This window comes from Achromobacter seleniivolatilans (assembly GCF_030864005.1).
GTDB classification, from domain to species: Bacteria; Pseudomonadota; Gammaproteobacteria; order Burkholderiales; family Burkholderiaceae_B; genus Achromobacter; species Achromobacter seleniivolatilans.
Window position 1 is genome coordinate 18,138 of record NZ_CP132976.1, and the last position, 21,162, is coordinate 39,299.

16 protein-coding genes are annotated in these 21,162 nt (G+C 60.0%); 11 read left to right on the forward strand and 5 right to left on the reverse strand.

The window, feature by feature from the left end; translation table 11 throughout:
• Window positions 1-3 precede the first annotated feature (3 nt).
• The 4 genes from RAS12_RS00050 to tviB are packed head-to-tail and all read left to right on the forward strand — an operon-like array spanning window position 4 to window position 4,926.
• Complete coding sequence (locus RAS12_RS00050) at window positions 4-714, forward strand: P-loop NTPase family protein (protein WP_306944246.1); 711 nt, start codon at window positions 4-6, stop codon at window positions 712-714.
• Window positions 707-1,858, forward strand: coding sequence for a KpsE/RkpR family capsule polysaccharide export protein (locus RAS12_RS00055; RefSeq protein ID WP_306944247.1), 1,152 nt, complete (start codon window positions 707-709; stop codon window positions 1,856-1,858). The genes RAS12_RS00050 and RAS12_RS00055 overlap by 8 nt, the downstream gene beginning before the upstream one ends.
• Entirely contained in the window at window positions 1,851-3,605 is a 1,755-nt protein-coding gene (locus tag RAS12_RS00060) for a Vi polysaccharide transport protein VexE (protein WP_306944249.1), read from the forward strand. Before RAS12_RS00055 ends, RAS12_RS00060 begins: the two co-directional genes overlap by 8 nt.
• Before the next feature lie 43 nt (window positions 3,606-3,648).
• Entirely contained in the window at window positions 3,649-4,926 is a 1,278-nt protein-coding gene (gene tviB / locus RAS12_RS00065; RefSeq protein WP_306944251.1) for a Vi polysaccharide biosynthesis UDP-N-acetylglucosamine C-6 dehydrogenase TviB, read from the forward strand.
• Window positions 4,927-4,932: 6 nt separating this feature from the next.
• Here tviB and RAS12_RS00070 read toward each other — a convergent pair whose 3' ends face one another.
• From RAS12_RS00070 to RAS12_RS00090, 5 genes are all read right to left on the reverse strand, one after another.
• Window positions 4,933-5,610, reverse strand: coding sequence for an Hpt domain-containing protein (locus tag RAS12_RS00070; RefSeq protein WP_306944253.1), 678 nt, complete (start codon window positions 5,608-5,610; stop codon window positions 4,933-4,935).
• 28 nt (window positions 5,611-5,638) lie between these two features.
• Window positions 5,639-6,271, reverse strand: a complete 633-nt coding sequence (locus tag RAS12_RS00075) for a response regulator transcription factor (RefSeq protein ID WP_306944254.1) — start codon at window positions 6,269-6,271, stop codon at window positions 5,639-5,641.
• Window positions 6,268-8,733 carry an ATP-binding protein gene (locus RAS12_RS00080; protein ID WP_306944256.1) on the reverse strand — a complete coding sequence of 822 codons (2,466 nt, stop codon included), beginning with the start codon at window positions 8,731-8,733 and terminating at the stop codon, window positions 6,268-6,270. The genes RAS12_RS00075 and RAS12_RS00080 overlap by 4 nt, the downstream gene beginning before the upstream one ends.
• Before the next feature lie 58 nt (window positions 8,734-8,791).
• Window positions 8,792-12,259 carry an autotransporter family protein gene (locus RAS12_RS00085; RefSeq protein ID WP_306944258.1) on the reverse strand — a complete coding sequence of 1,156 codons (3,468 nt, stop codon included), beginning with the start codon at window positions 12,257-12,259 and terminating at the stop codon, window positions 8,792-8,794.
• Between the two features lie 281 nt (window positions 12,260-12,540).
• The gene (locus tag RAS12_RS00090; protein WP_306944260.1) at window positions 12,541-12,813 is read right to left on the reverse strand and encodes a hypothetical protein; all 273 of its coding nucleotides are present in this window, start codon (window positions 12,811-12,813) and stop codon (window positions 12,541-12,543) included.
• Between the two features lie 283 nt (window positions 12,814-13,096).
• On the opposite strand from RAS12_RS00090, the gene RAS12_RS00095 reads away from it, so the two are divergent.
• The 7 genes from RAS12_RS00095 (at window position 13,097) to RAS12_RS00125 (ending at window position 21,152) form a co-directional block, all read left to right on the forward strand.
• Window positions 13,097-13,630 carry a fimbrial protein gene (locus RAS12_RS00095; protein WP_306944262.1) on the forward strand — a complete coding sequence of 178 codons (534 nt, stop codon included), beginning with the start codon at window positions 13,097-13,099 and terminating at the stop codon, window positions 13,628-13,630.
• Window positions 13,631-13,872: 242 nt separating this feature from the next.
• Complete coding sequence (locus RAS12_RS00100) at window positions 13,873-14,406, forward strand: fimbrial protein (RefSeq protein WP_306944264.1); 534 nt, start codon at window positions 13,873-13,875, stop codon at window positions 14,404-14,406.
• A gap of 153 nt (window positions 14,407-14,559) precedes the next feature.
• Window positions 14,560-15,321 carry a fimbrial biogenesis chaperone gene (locus RAS12_RS00105; RefSeq protein WP_306944266.1) on the forward strand — a complete coding sequence of 254 codons (762 nt, stop codon included), beginning with the start codon at window positions 14,560-14,562 and terminating at the stop codon, window positions 15,319-15,321.
• 171 nt (window positions 15,322-15,492) lie between these two features.
• The gene (locus RAS12_RS00110) at window positions 15,493-18,135 is read left to right on the forward strand and encodes a fimbria/pilus outer membrane usher protein (RefSeq protein WP_306944268.1); all 2,643 of its coding nucleotides are present in this window, start codon (window positions 15,493-15,495) and stop codon (window positions 18,133-18,135) included.
• Between the two features lie 25 nt (window positions 18,136-18,160).
• Entirely contained in the window at window positions 18,161-19,183 is a 1,023-nt protein-coding gene (locus RAS12_RS00115) for a fimbrial protein (RefSeq protein WP_306944270.1), read from the forward strand.
• Window positions 19,184-19,542: 359 nt separating this feature from the next.
• The gene (locus RAS12_RS00120) at window positions 19,543-20,505 is read left to right on the forward strand and encodes a Bug family tripartite tricarboxylate transporter substrate binding protein (RefSeq protein ID WP_306944272.1); all 963 of its coding nucleotides are present in this window, start codon (window positions 19,543-19,545) and stop codon (window positions 20,503-20,505) included.
• Window positions 20,506-20,507: 2 nt separating this feature from the next.
• On the forward strand, window positions 20,508-21,152 hold the full coding sequence (locus RAS12_RS00125) for a glutathione S-transferase family protein (RefSeq protein WP_306944274.1): 645 nt from the start codon (window positions 20,508-20,510) through the stop codon (window positions 21,150-21,152).
• Window positions 21,153-21,162 lie beyond the last annotated feature (10 nt).

Below are 21,162 nucleotides of genomic sequence, written 5' to 3' on the forward strand. Positions count from 1 at the left end.
GCCATGATTGATTTGATCGATGTTTGCGACGACCCGCGTCTGTTCGGGTCACGGGCGGCATTGCTGACGCACGCCACAGTCAACATTCCGCATGGCCGGTACGCGCTGCTCTCTCAATCGCCCGAGGTGCATCGCGCGGTGGTTGATGTGATTGCCGGATTGCGGCCGCCCAGGCATGGGTATGTGCGGCATATGGGGCTTGTGTCGTGGCCCATCGGACGGCAGGGGTTTGTGAGGGGCCGCGGCACCGGGCTGCGGATGATTGAACTGGTCTGCGACCTGTATGGCATTGCCGTTGCGCCAACGATTGATTTCGTCAGCGATCTGCTCACCAGTCCGCAATACCTGACACAGGCAATGGAACATTGGCCGCAGTACGTCAGGCAAGAGTTTTCGTTTTCGTTGGGTTTGGTTCCCGCGTTTGACCTGTATGTCATTGAAGGCGCGATTCCATTCGAACCGTGCCGTTTCACGCGGCTGTGGCTGGCGCTATTTGAAGAAAGAATCGTCGGAAGAACGCTGATTCTGTCCACTTATCGCCAAAACCAGATGGCCGACTATTGCACCAAAGGTTTGATCTATGAACACGAAAGCCTCAGGGTCGACGACGATCTTGATGGATGCATCATCCGATTCCCCGGCCGGCAGTCTCGATCGGACGGTGGCGCAGGAAGCGAAGACGTCGTCTACGCCGACGGAGAGATCGGTGTCTGATGAGATCTTGACCTTGGAGCAGCGCCGTGCCGCCCGCGCCGGAGCGCAGAGGCGCCGGCAACGCGGCAGGATTTCCACTCTGCTGCTGATTCTTGCGCCGATGGTGTTGGCTGTGCTGTATGGCCAGTTTGTCGCGGCGCCGCGCTATGCGTCCGAAAGCCGTTTTACCGTCCGATCGCTGGCGGCACAAAGCGCGCCGGGCGGTCCGCCATCCTTGCTGAATGCAAGCAGCGGCGCAGCAGGTGTGGGCGGTTTCACTGACGGCTGGGCGGTGCGCGATTACCTTGAGTCGCGCGACGCGATGCTGCAACTTGAGCGCAAGGTGGGTCTGGCAGCGCGGTTGACTTATGAAGGGATGGACCCTCTTTACAGGCTAGGCCCGGGTGCAAAAGAAGAAGAGCTGTACCGCGCCTACCGCAATGCAGTGAGTGTCAGCTACAACATGCTGGAACAGATCAACGTGGTTGCGGTTCAGGCTCCCGCGCCTGAGTCGGTGGTGGTGATTTCGGACGCTTTGCTGGAGCTCGCTGGCGACTTTGTCAACCGCATGGACGAGCGTGGCGTACGTGACGCGTTGCAGGTCAGCAAGACCGCGGTGGATCAGGCAGAGCAGCAGAGCCTGGATGCGTTGGCTGTGTTGACAGCCTGGCGGCGCCAGCACGGGAATATTGATCCGGTGTCCAGCTCTGCCATGCTGCTCGGCATGGAAGGGCAACTGGAAGGAGAGCTGTCGGCCGCCAGGATCAATCTTGAAAGGATACGCGCGCTGGACAATCCGGCGCACCCCATGTTGCGCCCGGCTCAAGTGCAGATTGGCGTATTGGAGCGGCGGCTTCAGGACGTGCGTAAAAGGTTGAGCGGATCGGATGATGCTCAAGCCTCTTTGCTGGAGTCTTTTGAAAAGGTGAAGAGCATGCAGACCTTCGCCGAGGCCAATCTTGCCATGGCTCGCCAAAACCACCAGCAGGCGTTTACGGACGCGCTGCGCATGCGTCGCTACGTGAGCGTGATCTCGTTGCCGATCGCGGAGGCGCGCGAGGTCAGCCTGGCCTTGTTGTTGCTGCAAGGGCTGGCGGCCGGGCTGGTGCTTGCGTTGTTGCGCGGATTGATCGTCACGGTTGTGAGGGGGTGGAGGCATGCCTGAAGTCTTGACGCGAGCGCAGACGCGCCGGCAAGTCATCGCGCCGTTGATCAAAAGCGGGGCCTTGGAACAGGCAATCGACGCAGCAAAGGAAATGTTGCGTCTGCACCCGGGGAACCCGGATGACCACGCTCTGCTGGCCAGCCTGTACGGCCGGCGCAGGCTTTGGGAAGAGGCGATTCACCATGCAGACACGGGCGGCGCCATGGCGGACGCCGCAATGGGTTTGCACGCAGCGCGCATCAGACTGCGATTGCAGGCGGGGCGGCATGCCGAAGCCGCGCAGGTCGCGCGCGACACGTTGGACCTGGCAAGGCAAGCGCCTGCTGAAAGCGCTGCGTGGATCACGGCGCTTTTGCGCACGGGGGACGTGGATCTTGCTGTGTCATTGGTGGACGGTATGGAACCTGGCGTCTATGGAGATGAACGCAGCGCTGCGCTGATCGTGCAGGCGCTACTGGCCGGCGGATTGAACGCCCGCGCGATTTTGGCGGGGCTGGCCTCCTTGCAAGCCGGACTTGACGGTGCGGCGTTGCGCAGTCAGTTGGGCCAGGCATATCTGGCCAGAGGATTGCGCGATCAAGGGCTGGAGCAAGCGCTGGCACATCTGCAGGAAGGCGTGCGATTGGCGCCGCAAGATGTGCGCCTGAATTCGCTCTATGGTGAAACGCTACTGAGGGCGGGGCGTTGCCAGGATGCCATTCCGTTCCTGCGCCTTTGCTCTGAACGTGAACCCGCGCTGGAGCATACCCGCGCAATGTACGCCCGCGCCTTGCGCGACAGCGGTCTGCACACTGAAGCGGCCGATCAATTCCTGATCCTGTGCCGGCAGGCCACGCAGCGTGGACGCTGGGACCGTTACGCCGTCAGCGCCTTGTTGCAGGCTGGACGCAAAACCGAGGCCGCCGATCTATACCGCGTATCCATGCAGTCCAGAGAGAGCCAGTTGCCAGAGTGCTTTCAATTGGCGCTGGCGGAATTGGATAACCGCACGGACGCAGCCCCCATTCCACAATCTCGGCTGGATTGGGCATGGTCGTTGCGCGGGGCCCAGGTGGATCTGCCCAGGCAGCAATGGGAGCGCGCGGTCCGTTGGGGACACCTGGTCGACCATCTGATGCTGGATTGGCTGGAGCTGCGCAGCAACCGCGCACACGAAGTCATGGCGCTGCTGGACAACCTGGACGAGGTCGATGAGTTTCTGGCGCCATTGATTGCAAGCGGCCGGGGCGTGGTGGTAGCCACCGCGCACATCGGGCCAATGTTCGCTGGCCCAATGATCATTGAATTGCTGGGCATTCGTGCCCGCTGGCTGGCGTCCACGCCCAGCGTTACGCAATCGGCTCACGCGGCCACGCTTATCTCTACCAGCGACCAGAGTGAAGTCAGGGTCGCAAAAGCCTGTTTCGATGCGCTCAAGCAAGGATGTTTTGTCGGCGTGGCTGTCGACGGCGCCGCGAATTTCTCGGCGCCTCGCATCCTTTTTGAAGGGCAGGAAATTACCTATTCAAGTTTTGCCTCTCGTGCGGCGTATCGCATGCAGGTCTCTTCCATTTTTTATGCGCCTTATTGGCGCAATGGCCGCATTGCGTTGACGTTGGAGCATCTGCCAACGGTCGATGCGGGTGAGGACTCCAATGCGTACGCGCGCCGGTGGCAACGGGCTTACCTGGAGCAGGTGCGTAAGCACCTTTCCGGTGCGCCAGAAAGCCTGCGCGCAAGCGGCGGGTTATGGCGCCACGTGCGTTAAATCATCAAATATTCAAGATCAACTGTATTACGGATTTTTAACCATGAATGAACACATTGAGAAGACGCTGGCCGTGATCGGTCTGGGTTATGTTGGCTTGCCTTTGGCTGTTGAATTTGGAAAAAAGCGCGACGTGATCGGTTTCGATATCAATGCGGGCCGGGTGGATGCGCTGCAGTCCGGGCACGACGCGACCCTGGAGGTCAGCGGCGAGGAACTGGCAGAGGCTGCAAGGCTGCGTTTCACCTGCGACGCGGCTGAACTGGCCCGAGCCAGCATCTATATCGTCACGGTTCCCACTCCGATCGACCAATACAATCAGCCAGACCTGAGTCCGCTGTATGCCGCCAGCAAGACCATTGGCGCAGTGCTCAAGCGCGGTGACATTGTCATTTACGAATCCACTGTGTACCCCGGCGCGACAGAGGAAGAGTGCGTGCCCATTCTGGAGCGTGTCTCCGGACTGCGCTACAACGTGGACTTTTTTGCGGGGTACAGCCCCGAGCGCATCAACCCAGGCGACAAGGAACACCGTGTCACCACCATCAAGAAGGTGACCTCCGGCTCTACGCCAGAGATCGCGGACGTGGTTGATCGTCTGTACGCCGATATCATTGTGGCCGGCACGCACAAGGCGCCCAGTATCCGGGTGGCTGAGGCCGCAAAGGTCATCGAGAACACCCAGCGCGACGTCAATATCGCGTTGATCAACGAATTGGCGTTGATCTTCAGCAAGCTGGAGCTTGACACGGAAGCCGTGCTTGCCGCGGCCGGGACGAAGTGGAATTTCCTGCCATTCAAACCGGGTCTGGTTGGCGGGCATTGCATTGGCGTGGACCCGTACTACCTGACGCACAAGGCGCAGTCGGTCGGGTATCACCCCGAGATCATCCTGGCCGGCCGCCGGCTGAATGACTCAATGGGCGGTTATGTGGCCTCTCAGCTGGTGAAAGCCATGACCAAGAAACGGATTCATGTGCAAGGAGCCCGCGTGCTGATATTGGGGCTTTCCTTCAAGGAAAACTGCCCCGATCTTCGAAACACGAAGGTTGTGGACATCATTAACGAACTGAGCGATTACCACGTGAACGTCGACGTCTACGATCCGTGGGTGGACCCTGCCGAGGTCCAGTCGGAGTTTGGATTTTCTTTGACCAAAACGCCGGGCCAGCATCAGTACGACGCAATGCTACTGGCGGTGTCTCATCGGGAGTTTGCGCAAATGGGCGCGGACGCCATACGTTTGTTTGGCAAGACGGATCACGTCTTCTTCGACGTCAAGAGCCTGTTCCCGGCCGAGGCATCCGATCTCAGGCTGTAGTACGGGTCAGGAGGCCTGCCGCAAGCGGGCCAGCTCGGCGCAGAGCCGGTCCAAGGCCGGCTCGAACAAGGTGTTCAGCGGCGTGATGGCCGTGCGGCCTTCCAGGCGCGCGGCCATTTCGATGCGTTCGCACAACTGCGTTAGGGATCTGCACCCGGCCAGCCTCGCCGTGCCTTTGATGCGGTGTGCAAGCGAGCCTGCCGCTGACCAGTTTTGTTCAGCGCAACGGGCGCGATAGTCGGCCAGGTCGGCTTTAGCGGTATCGAACAGGCTTTCAATCAGCTCGGAGACGACTGCGGTGTCTCCGTCGACGAGGTCATGCAGCGTCTGGGATATCGCGGCGCATTCGGCGTCGTCTGGCAGGCTGTACCCGGCGTTTACAAGCGCGGACAGTAATTGCGCCTCGGTGGCTGGCGGCGGGACGCGAATGCCGGGCTGGGTCATTGGAACGGAGGGCGGCAATATCCATAACTGGATAGGTGCGGCGGCGACCGTTGCTGGCAACGCTGCAGAAGGGCTGTCTGACGCGTCCTCGTCCCAAAGGACCACCCGAGGCGCACCCGTGTAGTCCTGTAGCGCGGCCAGGCCGGAACAGGTTTCGGTGGCAAGGCCCAGGCCCGCCAGACAGGCGCTCATTGCGCGCAGCCGGTCCGGCCGCTGGCCGATGATCAGTGCAAGATTCATCCTGTCGTCCATGATGCGTGCGGAAAGATCAAGGGGCAATTTGGCATTGGCGGGCAAAGTCGATCAGTTCAAGCAAGGTCTGCACTTCAAGCTTGTCCATGATTCGCGTCTTGTGCGTGCTGACTGTCTTGTTGCTGATAAACAGCGCGGCGCCGATTTCTTTGTTCGACATGCCACGCGCCAACATTTGCATGATGACGATCTCTTTGTCGGAAAGCCGGCTCAGACGGTCGATATTTGGGTTCGCGCTGGCCAGACGGGCCGGCTGCAGGCCGTCGGAATTCGGGAACACGGTATAGCCTGCCAGAATGGCTTCGACGCAGCGAATGATCTCGGCTATTTCCTGTGACTTGCTGACATAGCCGTTGGCGCCAGCCATCTTGACGCGAGGCGCGAAGATGGATTGATCCTGGCCTGACACAACCAGAATGCGGATGTCGGGCTGAATGGCGCGGATGCGCGGAATCACGTCCAGCCCGTTGATCTTCGGTATATCTATGTCCAGAACGACCAGACCGGGATGGCTGTCTTTCACGGCCTGGACGGTGGACTGCCCGTTATCGGCTTCAAGAATTTCGGTAATGCCCAGCACTTGCAACAGATGCGTTTTCAGGACCAGACGCAGGGAAGGGTGATCGTCTACGACGAGTACTGTAGTCAAGAGCGACTCCGATCAGTAATTGGCAAGGAATTGCGCTCGGGGAAAGCGAGTGTGGATGCAGGCGTATCTGTCCATTTCTCTATGCATGTGCGCAAGGTGGAAAGATTGACTGGTTTGATCAGAAAGTCATTCAAACCCGCGCTCCGGATACGCTCTCTGTGCTCGGCCGACACATCGGCGCTCAGCGCCACAATTGGAAGCGCACGAATATGCGCGTCCCGGTGGGCGCGTACACGACGGGTCAGCTCGAAGCCGTCCATCTCGGGCATGTGGCAGTCTGTGAGCATCAATGAATAAGGCGTCTGTTCCAGTCGTCCTAGCGCTTGCAGACCGTCCGCCACAACGTCCACCTGCACCCCCAATTTTTCAAGCATATTGCGAATTACGATTTGATAAGGCTGGTGGTCTTCTACAACCAGAATGCGCGCTGTGTCTCCACGCGGCGAATTCTCTCGCACGATGGGCGAAGACTCGGTAACAGGATGCTCCGTCTGCAACGCGCTAAGACAGACTCGGCGGAATTCGCTCCAACGTATCGGTCCGCCGGCCAAAATGAGCGCGGCGGACGAGGCGGATTGCGGGTCAGCCGACGGCGGAACGAACAGGATGCCGGTATCGGCCGAGCGCCTCGGCCCCGCCAATGGCCAATGCGATTGATCAGCGATATGCAGATCTATGTTCTCGTCGATCGGGGTCGGCAGCATCCCCGCCGTGCGCGCGTAGTCCTGCAGTGCGGCCTCGTCGGCGTTGCGATCCACCGCAATGTGAACGCGCTTGCCGTGCAATGCAGCATCGGCATGCAGCGCTTGGCGGACCCGCATCGGCAGGCGGACTTTGAAGCAGCTGCCGCGGTTCTCTGCGCTTTCCACTTCGATCTGACCGTGCATCAGGTGGATCAATCGTTGGCAAATCGCAAGGCCCAGTCCACTGCCCCCATACTGCCGGGCCGTCGACGCGTCTGCTTGGGAAAATGGGCGAAACAGCCGGCTTTGGGCCTCGGGTGATATACCAATGCCGCTATCGCTTACCGAAAAAACAACAGTCTGCATCAGGGCATCAACGGGGTTTTGGTCTTGAACGACATCGATCGTCACGCTAACGCCGCCTTTCGCGGTGAACTTGATGGCATTGCCAACCAGGTTCAGCACAATCTGTTTGACCCGAACGGGATCGCTCAGGTGTTCGGCAGCCACCTCTGGCGCGACGCGCAAATCCAGCGTCAAGCCTTTGTCGCGCGCGCGCGACGCAAATATATGCAGCACTTGATCCAGGATTTCGCGCAGTGCGCAGGGGATGTTCTCCATGGGAACGGGTCCCTCTTCAAGGCGCGAGAAGTCCAGAATGTCGCCAAGGATTTCGATCAGCAGACGAGATGCGTTGTCGGCCAGCTCCACTTGCTGGCACTGGTAGGTGTCCATGGAGGTGTCCTTCAACAACTCAAGGGCGCCCAATGCCGTGGCAAGCGGCGTGCGGATTTCATGGCTCATGGCGGCAAGAAAACGCGACTTCGCTTGGGTATTGGCCTCGGCGGCTGCCTTGGCGCGGGTCAGTGCCTGGGCATCGCGGTGCTCTTGGGTCACGTCTACAAGATACCCGTTCCATTCGATTGACTTGTCTGCGTTGCGGCGCGGCGCGGCGGTGCCGATACGTATCCAGCCATCGTCGTGCGGGCGGTGGGCTTCAAGGTCTACCTGGATAGGAGCGCCCGAGGCGCTGGATTCATCCATGGCGCGGCGGGCTGCGGGCCAGTAGCCCTCCAGGATGCTGGCCAAATTGCCACCGCTGGAGATCCTGGAGATTTCGCTTGCTGGCAAACGCATGAAACGTTCGGTGTGGCCCACAATGAAAGGAAACCAGCGGTGCCCGCCGGGTTCCTCGCGGACTCTGAAGAATGCCATGGGCAGCGCCTCCAGCAGATCTTCCACGGTGTCTTTGATTTCGCGCGCTTCGCGTTCAGCGCTAAGGCGGGCAGTCACGTCAACCAACGCTACCAACGTGCCGCGGGTTGCGGCCGTGTCTCCATAGGTGGGCTGCACCACCAGCAAAAAGTCTATGACCTGTCCGTCGGCGCCGGTCACCTTGATGACCTCGCTGATCACCTGGTCAGAGGCGGCGCACTGTGTGGCGTAGGTCTCGAGCTGCACGCCAAAGGGACCGGCTGCGTCAGGCAAGGAACTGGCTCTTTTACCGATCAGACGGGCCCGATCCAGACCCGCCACTTTTTCAAATGCCTGGTTCACGGCAAGGTAGCGGTGCATGCCATCCAGGGCAGCGGTCAAAGTGGGCGTGACGTCCAGAAGGCGGGTTTTCAGGTTTGCCAACGTTCGCGCTTCGCTGGCTTGATCCCGCAAGCCGCGCGCTTCGGCCAGCATCCGGCGGGCGAAATGCAGCAGAACCAGTATGACGCCCAACAGCAGCACGGCAATGCCGGCCAGCAAAGCTTCCAGAATATTCAAAGACATAGATCTGGGATACTCCGTTCCTGTTGCTTCTCAGACACGCGTCCCAATGCATCTGGGTTTACCAAACATACTTTACGCCCATCCGCCCCGCATATTGATGGTAGTCCTGAGCGCCCCAGGACCCCGACATGTTTACCCATCCTGTCCAGCCCCGGGTGAAATTGGCGTGTACGCCAAGCTTGAGCTCGTAGCGATCTTTGGGGTAGAGCGTTCCGAATGGCAGCTGATTCAACGATACAGAACTGTCTGCGTTTGTGCGCCACCAATTCACGGTTGCAAACGGCTGCACCTGCCGTCCCCTTGCCATGTCGAAAGTGCTGAACGTTCGCACACCGATGCGCGTCGTGGTTCCCCGAGAATTTGACGAGCCCACTCGCGTATCGCTTTCTTCGGTGACGCCATCGTTGTTTGCATGGGTATAAATAATCTGCGCCTGCGGTTCCAGAATCCAGTTGCCGTGCAGTTTGAAGGCATAACCCGTTTCCGCCGAGACTGACCATGCCTTTGAATCGTAGTCAACCCGGGGCAGATATTGGCCATCGACGCGATTATTGAACCAACCGTATTGCATCCAGGTATCTACGTAAGCGCCGAGCTTGGTCGCATCGTTTTGGAACCAGGTTGCGTAAAGCCCCGCGCTATAGCCTTCCACGCGGCCTTTGGCGCTGAACGGGTTGCCGTCTGCTGACGCGGAAGTATTGCCGATGCCATAACCCAGCATCGCGCCGACGTGCAGGCGGCTGGTCTCAGACAGCAGCTTCCACTGCATCAATTCTCCACCCGCCTGCATCAGGAACAGATCGGTGCTGGCGCCGAAGTTTCCATCCCTGCTGTTGGTCTTTTCCCACGTTCCGGTGGTGCGTAGCCACACGGCCTGGCGCTTGCCGCCGTCTGGTTCGAACCCTTGGCTTTCCGCGAATTGCGGCTCGCCCATGCGGTCGTGCATGGTATGCACGAACATTTGCGCGACCAGGCGCTGGTTTGCCAGATACGCCGCAATTTCTGGCCGATAGAGCGGTTCGGGCGCGGGGCGAGGGCTGGGACCAGGGCCAGGCGGGCCCGGAGGGGAGGGGGGCAAGGGCGGGGCGGGAGGGTCCGGGTCCTTCTCCGAGTGCAAGTACCAGTTTCCATCTGAGGGGTTGTTGCCCTGCCGAAGGCGGTATTCGTAAGGACCCGCCACTGCCCGGCCGCTCATGGAAAACGCGGCGGCAGCCGAGGCGTTTGGGTTCAGCACCTGCACGACGGGGATGCCATTGGACACGGTGAGACCGCCAGCCCCCCCTGCATTTTTCACCGCAATTCCGGTGGGGCCGCCGGCGGCAACGCTCGTGGAGTCCACTACCAGCACGTCGGACACGGAGTTGGCCCCGCCTGCATTCAGAACAGTGTTCACCCTGAGCAGCCCGCCATTGGAGACGAATACTCCACCGCCGTTGGCGCCGGGCGTGTGCCCCGCGCTGATGACCAGAACGTCACCGGCTGAGGCGTTGGCTTGCAGGTCGATGATGCCGCTGTTGATGAACTGCGCGGCGCCCAGGATCTGTCCCTGTGCCGGGCTGTGTAGCGCGATCGCGTTGTTGGTATTGCCAAATGGCAGATACTGGCCGGTGGCGTCAAGCGTGGTGGCGGTTCCGTCATGCGACAGCAAAGCCAAGGTGCCGGTGTTGTTGACGCTGTTGCCAGCGGCGCTGCCCAGGTCGCTGACCGCGACGCCGTAAGTGTCGCGCACGCCGCCACCCGTGGTGTCCGCAAAACGCCGCAGATTCCATGTGCCCGCGTTGTCCAGCGTCAGACGAGATCCAACGGCGCTGATGGAACCGGTCACAACGCCAGTGCTGGCGTTCGAGACGTTTGCGCTGCCGGTGGAGCCGTTGCTGTCGAGCACGATGGCCCGATCACTCAGGGCGCCGAGTGTGCCCGCATTGGAAACAGTCTGCGTGGCGCCGAAGAGGGAAATCGCCGCGCCTGTAGCACCGCCGCCCGTGAGGTTGCCACTGTTGATGATTTTGACGTCGCCCGTTGAGGCTGCGTCAATGGCGTTTGTTCCCGACGTGATGCTGCCGCCGGTCTGGTTAACGGTGACGGGCGCGCCTTGCGTGCTGACGGCCCGAATGCCGAAGTTGCCAGCGCTGATGATCGATTGAGAAACCACTTGAACCGATGTGCCGCGCGCCGCTGACGCACCTGACGCGAGTACCGCTGTGGCGTTGCTGCTTAACGTTGTTCCAGCCGCCGTGTCGACCCGGATGTTGCCCGAGCTGTTCCAAGCGGCCAGCGCTTCGCCGGAACCGGTTGCAACGGACCCGCTCAACACATTGATGCTGACGTTGCCGCCGCCAGTGGACTGCGCTTCCAGGCCGCGCGCTGCTGCGCCTGTGCCGGTATTGGCCACAGTGCCGCCAGTCATGCTGATGCTGGCGTTTCCAGTGCCGCTTGCAATTGCCAGCGCGCCGCTCGACGCTGCGCCTCCTCCACTGCCTTTGACGGTGATGGCGCCGGAATTGATAATGGCCGCGTCGCCGCTGGTGGTTGTGGCGTACAAAGCCGGATATGTCGAGGCGGTATTCGCGTTCAGCGTGATAGCGCCGGCGTTGTCGATGGTGGCATTGCCTGATCCGGTAGCGGTTGCCCGGATGCCCCGGGCATTGGAGCCGTTGATCGTGATCGTGCCGCTGTTTGATACGCTGATGGCTCCGTTCACTGAAGCCGCGTTGATGCCGCCTGCCGATGATCCGCTGGTGGTGATGGCGTTGGCATTTCTGACCGTGACGGTGCCGGCTCCGCCGGTGTGGGCATCCAGACCCGCAGCGCTGCTGCCGGTCGATGTGATGACCCCATTTGTCAATGTGGCGCTGACATTGCCCGTGATCGAGCCAGCCGTGACTGCGTATCCCGTGCCGGCAGTCGTAACGCTGCCGCCAGTTACGACCAAGGTCGAACTGCCGCTGCCCTGGGCTGATACCACCAGGCCGAAATACGTGCTGGCGGCGTTAGGCGCGGTCAGTCGCGTATCTGTGACAGTTAGAGAGGCGTTGCCGATGGCGTTGTTGGCATGAGAGCCGATCCCATGGGTGGTGGCTTGCACCACCTCAACACTGGAATTTGAGATCGTCACCGCCGTGTTGCCGCCCAGGGTGGACGATGCCGTATGAATCGCGCTGTAGCCGGCCAATGTGCCGCCCGTCAAGGTGATGCCGTTGCCGTTCAGAACATACAGGCTGTTCGCACCAGGCCCTTGTATGCGAAACGAGCCGTTCGTCATTACCCAATTGGTCAGCGTTGCCGTGGTGTTTCCGCTGTATGAGGTAAGGATGGCCCCGGTGTCGTTCGGCGGAGATGAGCAACTGACCGACGTTGTGTTGATGCCGGTGCAAGCCGCCTGCGCATCGCCGAAAGGCAAAAAAGGCAGATTCAGGATGGCAAGGGCGACGGCGTTGCGTAAACCGGATAATCCACGCGTACGGCCGTGACAGCCCGCAGCGGCCCATACATTTTGCGGCGCCACTTCTTCGTGTCGAACTCCCATCGTATCCCCTTGCGGTGCGTACGAAAGCTATCCGGGACGATCCCGGGACAGCAGGACTTCAAAGCCAGCAGGAAATGTATGTTCGGAAAACTGCTTCCAGCGCAAAGAGAGGCGGTGGAAGGTGAGCGCTTGAGCCGTGTTACGCAACGATGGTGTAACGCACGCTAATTGATGGAATTCGCGTACTACATCATCGCCTTGAATTATTTGCTCATGGATTTTTGTAACTTTAGTTATCTAGGCAAGGCTGACCTATACCCACATTCGCTGTCCGATAGTGCCTACAGATACGTTATCTGAATGACAAAAGCCTTGGCGCTGCCATTGATTGGCGAAATCGAAACGCTGTGCACTGGCGTCGCGGCCACTCCATTTCGGGCAACGCCACAGAACAGTTTGAAGTCAGCAGGTTTGCGGATCGCGTCCGATTCTGCGCGGCATGCCGCCGGCGCGAGGACCTGACCGGAGAGCTGGATTTTCCCAACTGGCTCAGCCAGAGCGGCAGATGAGATGAATAGGGCGAGTGCCGCCGCAGCCGGCAGAAATTTCCTCAATTGCATCCCCTTGGACGGTTGGCGCACTGGTGTCGGCCAGCCGCGCGTGACGTGCCGCGTCCCGCCATAAGAGCCCGTAGTGTAGTGGGAAATTTCCTCAGAAATTGAAGAAACGTCCTACAAAGCGGGCTCAGGGTAAACCCCATAATTTGTCTTGCAAACACAAGATCTTCAAGGCAGACAAAGCCCCCGATCTCCTCAGGAATGGTTCCCGGTTTGCGCAGATAGCGACAGCCTAATACCCGTCCACGCTGCTATCTCGTGGATGCTGAAGGAGTAGCAAATGAAAAAAGCACTGACCGTAGCATTTATTGCCGTGGGCTTTATTTCGTCTTCTGCGTTTGCGGCGGATGGCCAGATCAACATTACTGGTGAAGTCACAGCGGCGTCATGCGTGATCAATGGCGGCATGTACAACAAGACCGTGACCTTGCCGTCGGTCAGCACCATATCGATGCCGTCATACGGCTCGACGGCTGGCGACACGGCATTCACGATTCCTTTGAACAATTGCTCGCCGTCCACCATCAATGCCGCATTGATGCATTTCGAGGCGGGTTCCACGATCAATGTGAGCACCGGGAATCTGAAGAACCAGGCCTTTGGCGGCTCCAACGTGGAAGTCCAGCTGCTTGATGGCAACACCTTCAGTGTGCTGAATTTGAACGGCGGCGCAGGCGCTCAAGGTTTGGCGCCGGTGGCGGTCAGCATGGGTAGCGCCGACGTCAATCTGGTGGCTCGCTACATCGCCTCGGGCGGTCCGGCCATGGCAGGCCCCGTGTCGACATACGTCACCTTTTCGATGGCCTACAACTAGACGCAAAGCACGACAGATTCGCCTCCGGCCAGCCGCGTTCTTGTTGGGAAAATTCCACAGAAAAGCTGAGACATTTCCTACAAAACGGCGGCCGGCCCAGGCTCAGAATCTGTCTTGCAGGCTCAGGACAATGTGCGCGAACGGATCAAGACGTTGACGCAAGAACAGTTCCAAGCATGCCAAACCGCACGACCCATTTATTCGCCCTTGACACTGTGTCATGGACGTCCAAGGAGTTAAAAATGAAGAAAGCACTGAGCGTAGCCCTGGTTGCCATGGGCCTTATTTCGTCTTCCGCTTTTGCGTCGGACGGTCAGATCAACATCACCGGTTTGGTGACTGCAGTCACGTGCAGCATCAACGGCGGTATGTACAACAAGAACGTGACGTTGCCTTCGGTCAGCGTTACGTCGATGCAGTCGATCGGCGCCACTGCGGGCGACACAGCTTTTACGATTCCGCTGAGTGGTTGCTCGCCTTCCACGGTGAACGCTGCTTTGATGCACTTCGAGTCGGGTTCGACGATCGATACGGGTACCGGCAGCCTGAAGAACCAGTCCGCCGGCGGCTCGAATGTTCAAGTGCAGTTGCTTGACGGCAACACGTTCAACGTACTGAACTTGAATGGCGGCAACGGCGCGCAGGGTTTGACGCCTGTCTCGATCGACATGGGTAGCGCTAACGTCAATCTGGTCGCGCGTTATCTCGCAGCGCTTGATTTGCCGACGGCCGGCGCGGTGTCGACCTACGTCACGTTCTCGATGTCTTACAACTAAGACGTCGAACAGGCGGTGTAAAGAGGGCAATTCACGCAATCGGAACTAGTGGCGTCGGAGTCGTGTTGCTGCTAGCCTGAACGGCTGGCTGTCAATGACAACGCTGCCAGCTGTTCGGTCTGATTGGTGAATTCCCTTTTAAGAGGTGATGCCATGACGGGAATCCGGTTAAGAAGGTTAGGTGCATTTCTGCTGGTTTTAGGTTTGGCCTGCCTTCAGGCGGCTCCAGCATCAGCGAATGTGGTCATTCTCGGCACTCGCGTCATCTATCACGCCAAGGACAAAGAAGTCACCGTCCAGCTGCAGAATGAAAGCTCGGTTCCTGCCTTGGTGCAGGCTTGGGTCAGTCAGACAATGAAAACCCAGGGCCCTGACGGCGAAAGCGTGCCTTTTGTTGTTGTGCCGCCCATGGCGCGTATCAGCCCGTCCAGAGGGCAGGCCATGCGGCTTTCGTTTACCGGAGCCGATCTTCCCCAAGACCGGGAATCGCTATTCTGGTTCAACCTGCTGGACGTTCCGGGCGTAGCTCGTTCGCCCAACGAGGCCAAGAACGAGCTTCAGCTTGCATACAAATCCCAGGTAAAGCTCTTTTATCGCCCGACAGGCCTGAGCGGTTCGCTGGACGATGCAGTCAAAGCGCTGAAATTGAAGATGGAAGGCGGCAAGCTCACTCTTCAGAATGACAGCCCCTTTCATATCAGTCTGGTTCAAGCTTCGTTCAACGATGGCACGCGTCTATTGCCGTTGAAGTCGATGGACAGCGTGATGATCGTGCCCTTTGGCGCGCGCAGTGTCGATGTGAAAGCTGCCGATGTGAGGCAGGCGAAGAGCTTGGACATTATCTGGGTCAACGATTACGGTGCGGCTCAGAACCTGGCGTTACCGCTCGCGGAAACGCGGGAAAAGGGAAAGTAATCCAAGCGCCGCGCGATCAGTGGTCGTGCGCGGGTGCTGAACCAAATCCACAACCAGCGATAGCCCGTGTCCAGCACGGTACCGCGCCACTCGCCATATATGCACTACGTTCCTGGTCGCACGGGATTGATCCGGCGACGAATAGTCCTTGATATTGGCCTGGCCTTCGGCGTGCTTGCCGCAGGCGCGAGCGCGCAAGGAATCTCATCGCCATCGACAGCAAACAACAATGCCGTGCAGGTCGGCGATCAGTCGTCAGGCGCGCCAAAGGGCGCGCCGGTGGAGACGCCGCAGGCTGGCTCCGAGGGCGAAGAGGGCAGTAATGTGCAATTCAATCCCGCCTTTTTTCAGCGGGACCAGGAAGGCAAGCCCGTTGATGTCAGCCGGTTTTCCAAAGGAAATCCGGTGGTTCCGGGCAGGTACACCGTCGAAGTGCGATTGAACCAGAGCCTTATCAGCCGGCAGGCGCTTTTGATCAGCGTGGATCGAGACAAACCCACCGTGCCCATCGTTTGCATCCGGCCTGAACAACTATCCGGCTGGGGCATCAATGTAGAAAGCTTTGAGTCCGCCGACCGCGTTCGTCAGCAGCTGGCCGCTGACGATGGCTGCGTGAACCTGGCGGCGATCTTGCCCGAAGGTTCAAAAGTCGGTGTAGACATGGGCGGTCCTTGGCTTGATCTGACAATTGCCCAGCGCTATCTGACCCGGCTGGTCAGGGGTTATGTAGACCCGGCGAGTTGGGATCGCGGCATCAACGCGGCAGTGTGGCGCTACAGCGCCAACTACAACCGGCAGGACGGAAATTTCGGCAGCAGCAATCAGCTGTATCTGAACAACGGCATGAGCCTGAACCTGGCCGGCTGGCGTCTGCAGCACAACGGCGTGTACCAGAACTATTCCTTTCAGGGCGAATCGCGCTCCCAATACCAGTCCATCAACACGTATGCCCAAAAGGGCTTTGCTTCGCTGACTTCGCAGGTGACATTGGGGCAGTACTTCACGCCCGGCGACCTGTTCGACAGTTTCAACTACACGGGTGTGCAGCTGGCGACCGATGACCGGATGTGGCCCGAGTCGTTGCGTGGGTATGCACCGCGCATTCGCGGGGTGGCGGAGACGAACGCGCGGGTATCCGTGATCCAGAACGGCGTGACGGTCTACCAGACCACGGTGTCGCCGGGCGAATTCGAAATCAATGATCTCTATGCAACCGGCTACGCCGGCGACCTGACGGTGGCGGTCACGGAAACCGATGGCCGCACGCGGAGCTTCGTCGTGCCGTACTCGGCGGTGCAGCGCCAGTTGCGTGCCGGAATGAGCCGCTATAACGTCACCGCGGGCCGCTACAGAAGTCAGCCGGGGTCGTCGACTGACGAGCCGGCATTTGCAATGGGCACCTATCAAAGAGGGCTGTCGGACAGTTGGACGCTGTATGGCGGCGGCATTGGCGCGGCGGACTACGCTGCGGTGCAATTGGGAGCGGCCGCGCGGACGCCTGTCGGCAGCATTTCGCTGGATGCAACGAATGCGACGGCGCGCGGGCTGCCCGCGGATGCGGGATTCACTTCCAGTTCAATGCGAGGCACTCGATACCGCGCGTCTTATAACCGCACCATCGAAACCACGAGCACATCCGTGAATGTGGCGGCGTCGCACGGCACTCGCTCCGGCTATCTGGGATTCGAGGAATCGATCCAGGCGCGCGGTGCACAGACGGACCAGAACGGCTTGTTTTACTACGCCGGTAGTCCCATGCGAAATCAAATCCAGATCAATGTGTCGCAACCCGTGGGAAGCCGTGGCCAGTTCTACGCGAACGGCGTGTCGACTTCGTATTGGGAAAACGGCGGGGGCTCCCAGACCACTTATCAAGCGGGCTATTCCCATGCGTTTGGCTGGGGCAGCATGAGCTTTACGCTGGGACGCACGCGAACCGGCGTTGGTGACACGGAGACGACGGGAACGGTTTGGCTGACCGTACCTTTGGGACGCGGTATTAGCAGCCCCCTGTTGCGAACTTCCTACGCGCGCTCCGGCGACCACAGCTTGGCGACTGCCAGCATTCTGGGCACGGCGGGCGAACGCAGGCAGGCGACATACAGCGCCTATGCGAGCATGGACAGGCAAGACGGCATGCACAGCAATATCGTGGGTGCAAGCGGCCAGTATTCGTCATCGGTCGCTGACTACGGCGCAGCCTATTCCACGGGCGGCGGTAATCGGCAATTGAATCTGACGACGGCCGGTGCCGTGGTGGCGCACTCCGGGGGCGTTGCGTTCGGCCCCAACCATGGCGAGACGATGGCTTTGATTCATGCTGACGGCGCTGAAGGCGCTGCGGTGACGAACAACATAGGCACCGCAGTAGGCTCCAGCGGTTACGCGGTGATTTCCGGCTTGCAGCCGTTCCGGCAAAACCGGATAGAGCTTGATCCTAAAGGCACGCCGACCGATGTTGAGCTGCTGGAATCCATGCAGCAGGTGGCCCCCTACGCGGGATCGGTCGTCTTGCTCAACTACGCCACACGGCAGGGCGCGCCGCTGATCATCGAGTTGCGCAGGGCCGACGGCAAGCCCGTGCCATTGGGGGCGGATGTGGTGAATGAAAAAGGTGAGAGTATCGGCATGGTCGGCCAAGGCGGCCGCGCTTTTGTCCGAGCCGAGAGCCCGAGTGCGAAGGTCAAGGTCAGTTGGGGGGATGGTGACGCCGACCGATGCTCTGCCACTTATGACCTGTCGCAGGTGGAGCCCGATAAGGGAAGCGGCGGCATACGGAAGGTTGAGGCCCAATGCCGTCCCGTATCTCCGTGAACGCGCGTTGCCGCGGGAGTTTGAAATGAACTGCAAGCTGTTTTTCCGGTGCAAGATTTGGCTGCGGGTTGCGCTGGCAGGCGTCTGCCTGGGCGTTGCCGGCCCAGTATTGGCTGCCTGCGTCGTGCAAGGGGTGAGCGCGCCAGTATCGGTGGTCAATTTCGGAAATTTTCCCAATCCCAACCGGACTTCGGTAACGGGTGAAATCATAGGAGCGCCAGTCGTCCTTAATTTCTCCGTGACCTGCAGGCGAGCGAGCCCCGCGCAGCTACAGACTTTGCTGCATTTCGGGTCCGTCGCCGTGCCAGGCAGGCGCGAAGGCAGCTTTGCATCGGGAATCGATGGCTTGGATGTCGACGTGACGTTGAACGTTGGGCCCGTGCAGACCAACAGCCAGGTTCGCGCGCTGGATTTCCCGCTTGGTTATCAAGCCGATGACGCAAGCGTGAACATCTCGTACACCTTTCAACTGGTAAAAAGTTTGCCCAAGGCGGCAACTGGCGTGGCCTTGTCTGTGCCGCAGCTTGCGGAGGTTTCTTATACCGATGACAGCACCGGAGGCGCCAAGGTCAGTTTGCTGTCATTGCGCGCCCAAGGCAATCCAATCCAGGCGATTGGTTGCACGGTCTCGCCGGCGAGCAACCGCGTGTCGGTCAGGTTGCCAACGGTCAGTACATTGGCCCTGTCCGGCTCCGGGGTGACGGCTGGACGCACGTCATTTGCGCTACTGCTGCAATGTGGTGACGCGCGCACGGATGTATTCATTGCGCTGACGGATGCCAACCAGCCAGGCAACACCACATCGGTACTTACCTTGGACGCGGGTTCTACCGCGAAGAACATAGGCGTCAACATACTGCGGGCGGACGGCGTTCCGGTCATCTTTGGTCCGGAATCCTATGCTCTTGGCACTGCCAATCAGTGGTTTGCCGGGTCCATGACCGGAGCGGGAGTCATTGACCTGAGCGCGCAATATGTGGCGACCGGCCAGCCGGTCATACCTGGAACGGTCGGCGCATCTGCACTGTTCACGCTGTCTTATCAATAAGGTGTAGTCAGTGGGCAGGGGCAGTGGCCGGACGACCCCGAAACGTCGAGGTCTTTTCCGCAGCGCCCCTACGTCGATCCCCCAAAAACTACGGACCAAGGCTGTCGCGGCGGTCTGGCCATGCGCATCCTGAAGTTCGCCTTTCGTTGGCATGCGGACCGCCCACCTGCTGAGTAGGAAGCACGGCGCAAACTCCGGTTCTTCGCGCCAAAGGCGAAAAGACGGCCATCACCCAACCCGGCGATGTCCATTCCCGCCGCTCAGGGATTCCCCCAATCACATTTCTCTTGCGGAAAATCAATGCTCTATAGGATACTTTGTGTCATTAGAGCCGACACGGCGCAATCAAGGGGAATGGCATGAAGGTTTTGGGCATGGTGGCTGCGCTGGCGTTGGCGGCGGGAATGGCGGGGGGCGCTCATGCGGCGTATCCAGAGCGCACGATCCGGCTGGTGCTGCCGTTTGGCGCTGGTGGTATTACGGACATCGTTGCGCGTCAGGTGGGCAAGGGCATGGGCGATGTGCTGGGCCAGGCGATTGTGATCGAGAATCGGCCAGGGGCGGGTGGGGTGATAGCCGCGCAGGTGGCGGCGGCGGCGCCCGCGGACGGGTATACGATTTTTATGGGGACGGTGGGCACGCAGGTCGTGAACCCGCTGATCTACAGCAAGCTCAGCTATGACGCGGACAAGTTCGCGCCGGTGGGCATGGTGTCCGGGTCGCCGTATTTGCTGGCGGTGCGAGCCGGGTTGCCGGCGGCGACGTTCAGCGAATTCGTGGCTTATGCCAAAGCCAATCCGGCGCGGTTGAATTTCGGCTCGGCGGGCAACGCGAGTTCACCGCATCTGGGGCTGGAACTGCTGAAACTGACGGCGGGCCTGGATATTGTGCATGTGCCGTTCAAGAGCGGCAGCGAGGCGGTCAATGCAGCCATTGGCGATCAGGTGGATGTGGTGATGGACGCCAGTCCGGTGATCATGCCGCACGTGACTTCTGGCAAGTTGCGCGCGCTGGCGGTGGCGTCGGATAAGCGGTTGCCGTCGGCTCCTGCGGTGCCGGCCAGTACCGAGGTGGGCGATGCGGGTTTGCAGATCAGTTCGTGGAATGCGTTCTTTGCGCCAGCGGGCACGCCGCCCGAGGTATTGGCCGCGTTGAATGCAGCGTTGCAAAAGACGTTGGCATCGCCAGAACTGAAGGAGCGGCTGGCGTCCCAGGGCACGCAGTTGTATGCCGGAACTCCGGAAGAGTATCAGCGTTTTATCGCGGGCGAGAAGGCCAAGTGGGCCGAGATCGTGAAGCGCGCGAATATCAAGATGGACTGACGATGACGAATCAACAATCTCATCCGCTAGCGGGACAGCCGTTGGAACTGGCCGACACCTTGAGGTCGGGAAATGCGTGGAAAATCCGGTTGGCCTGCGGGTATATGGGCCTGCCGATCACGCGCCGCACCTTCGATATCGTGAAGGGCGATCTTGAGGCAGATGCGTTTGCGCAGATCAATCCGTGGCGGCAGGTGCCGGCTTTGTTGACGCCGGAAGGCGTGTGGCTGGCGGAGTCGCAGGCGATTCTTTGGTATCTGGGGCAGGGAACGCGCTGGTTGCCGGAGGACCTGCTGGCGCAGGCGCAAGTGCTGAGCTGGCTGAGTTTTGAGCAGACTCAGCACATGCATGCGTTTGCGCAGCCGCGCCTGTTGATTCACTTGCGTCAGACGGCGCACGTGGATGCGCCGGAGATGGCGGCTTGGCGCGTCATCGGCATGAAGGCCGCGGCGTTGATGGACGCGCATTTGGCGGGACGGCGTTTTCTGGTGGGCGAGGCGGCAACGATTGCAGACATCGCCCTGTATCCCTACACCAGCATGGCGGAGCAGGGTGGTTACGACCTGTCCGCCTTCACTCATATCACTGCCTGGCTGGCGCGCATGCGCGCCTTGCCGGGATTTACGCCGTTGATGGAAACGGCATGACGGAGACATG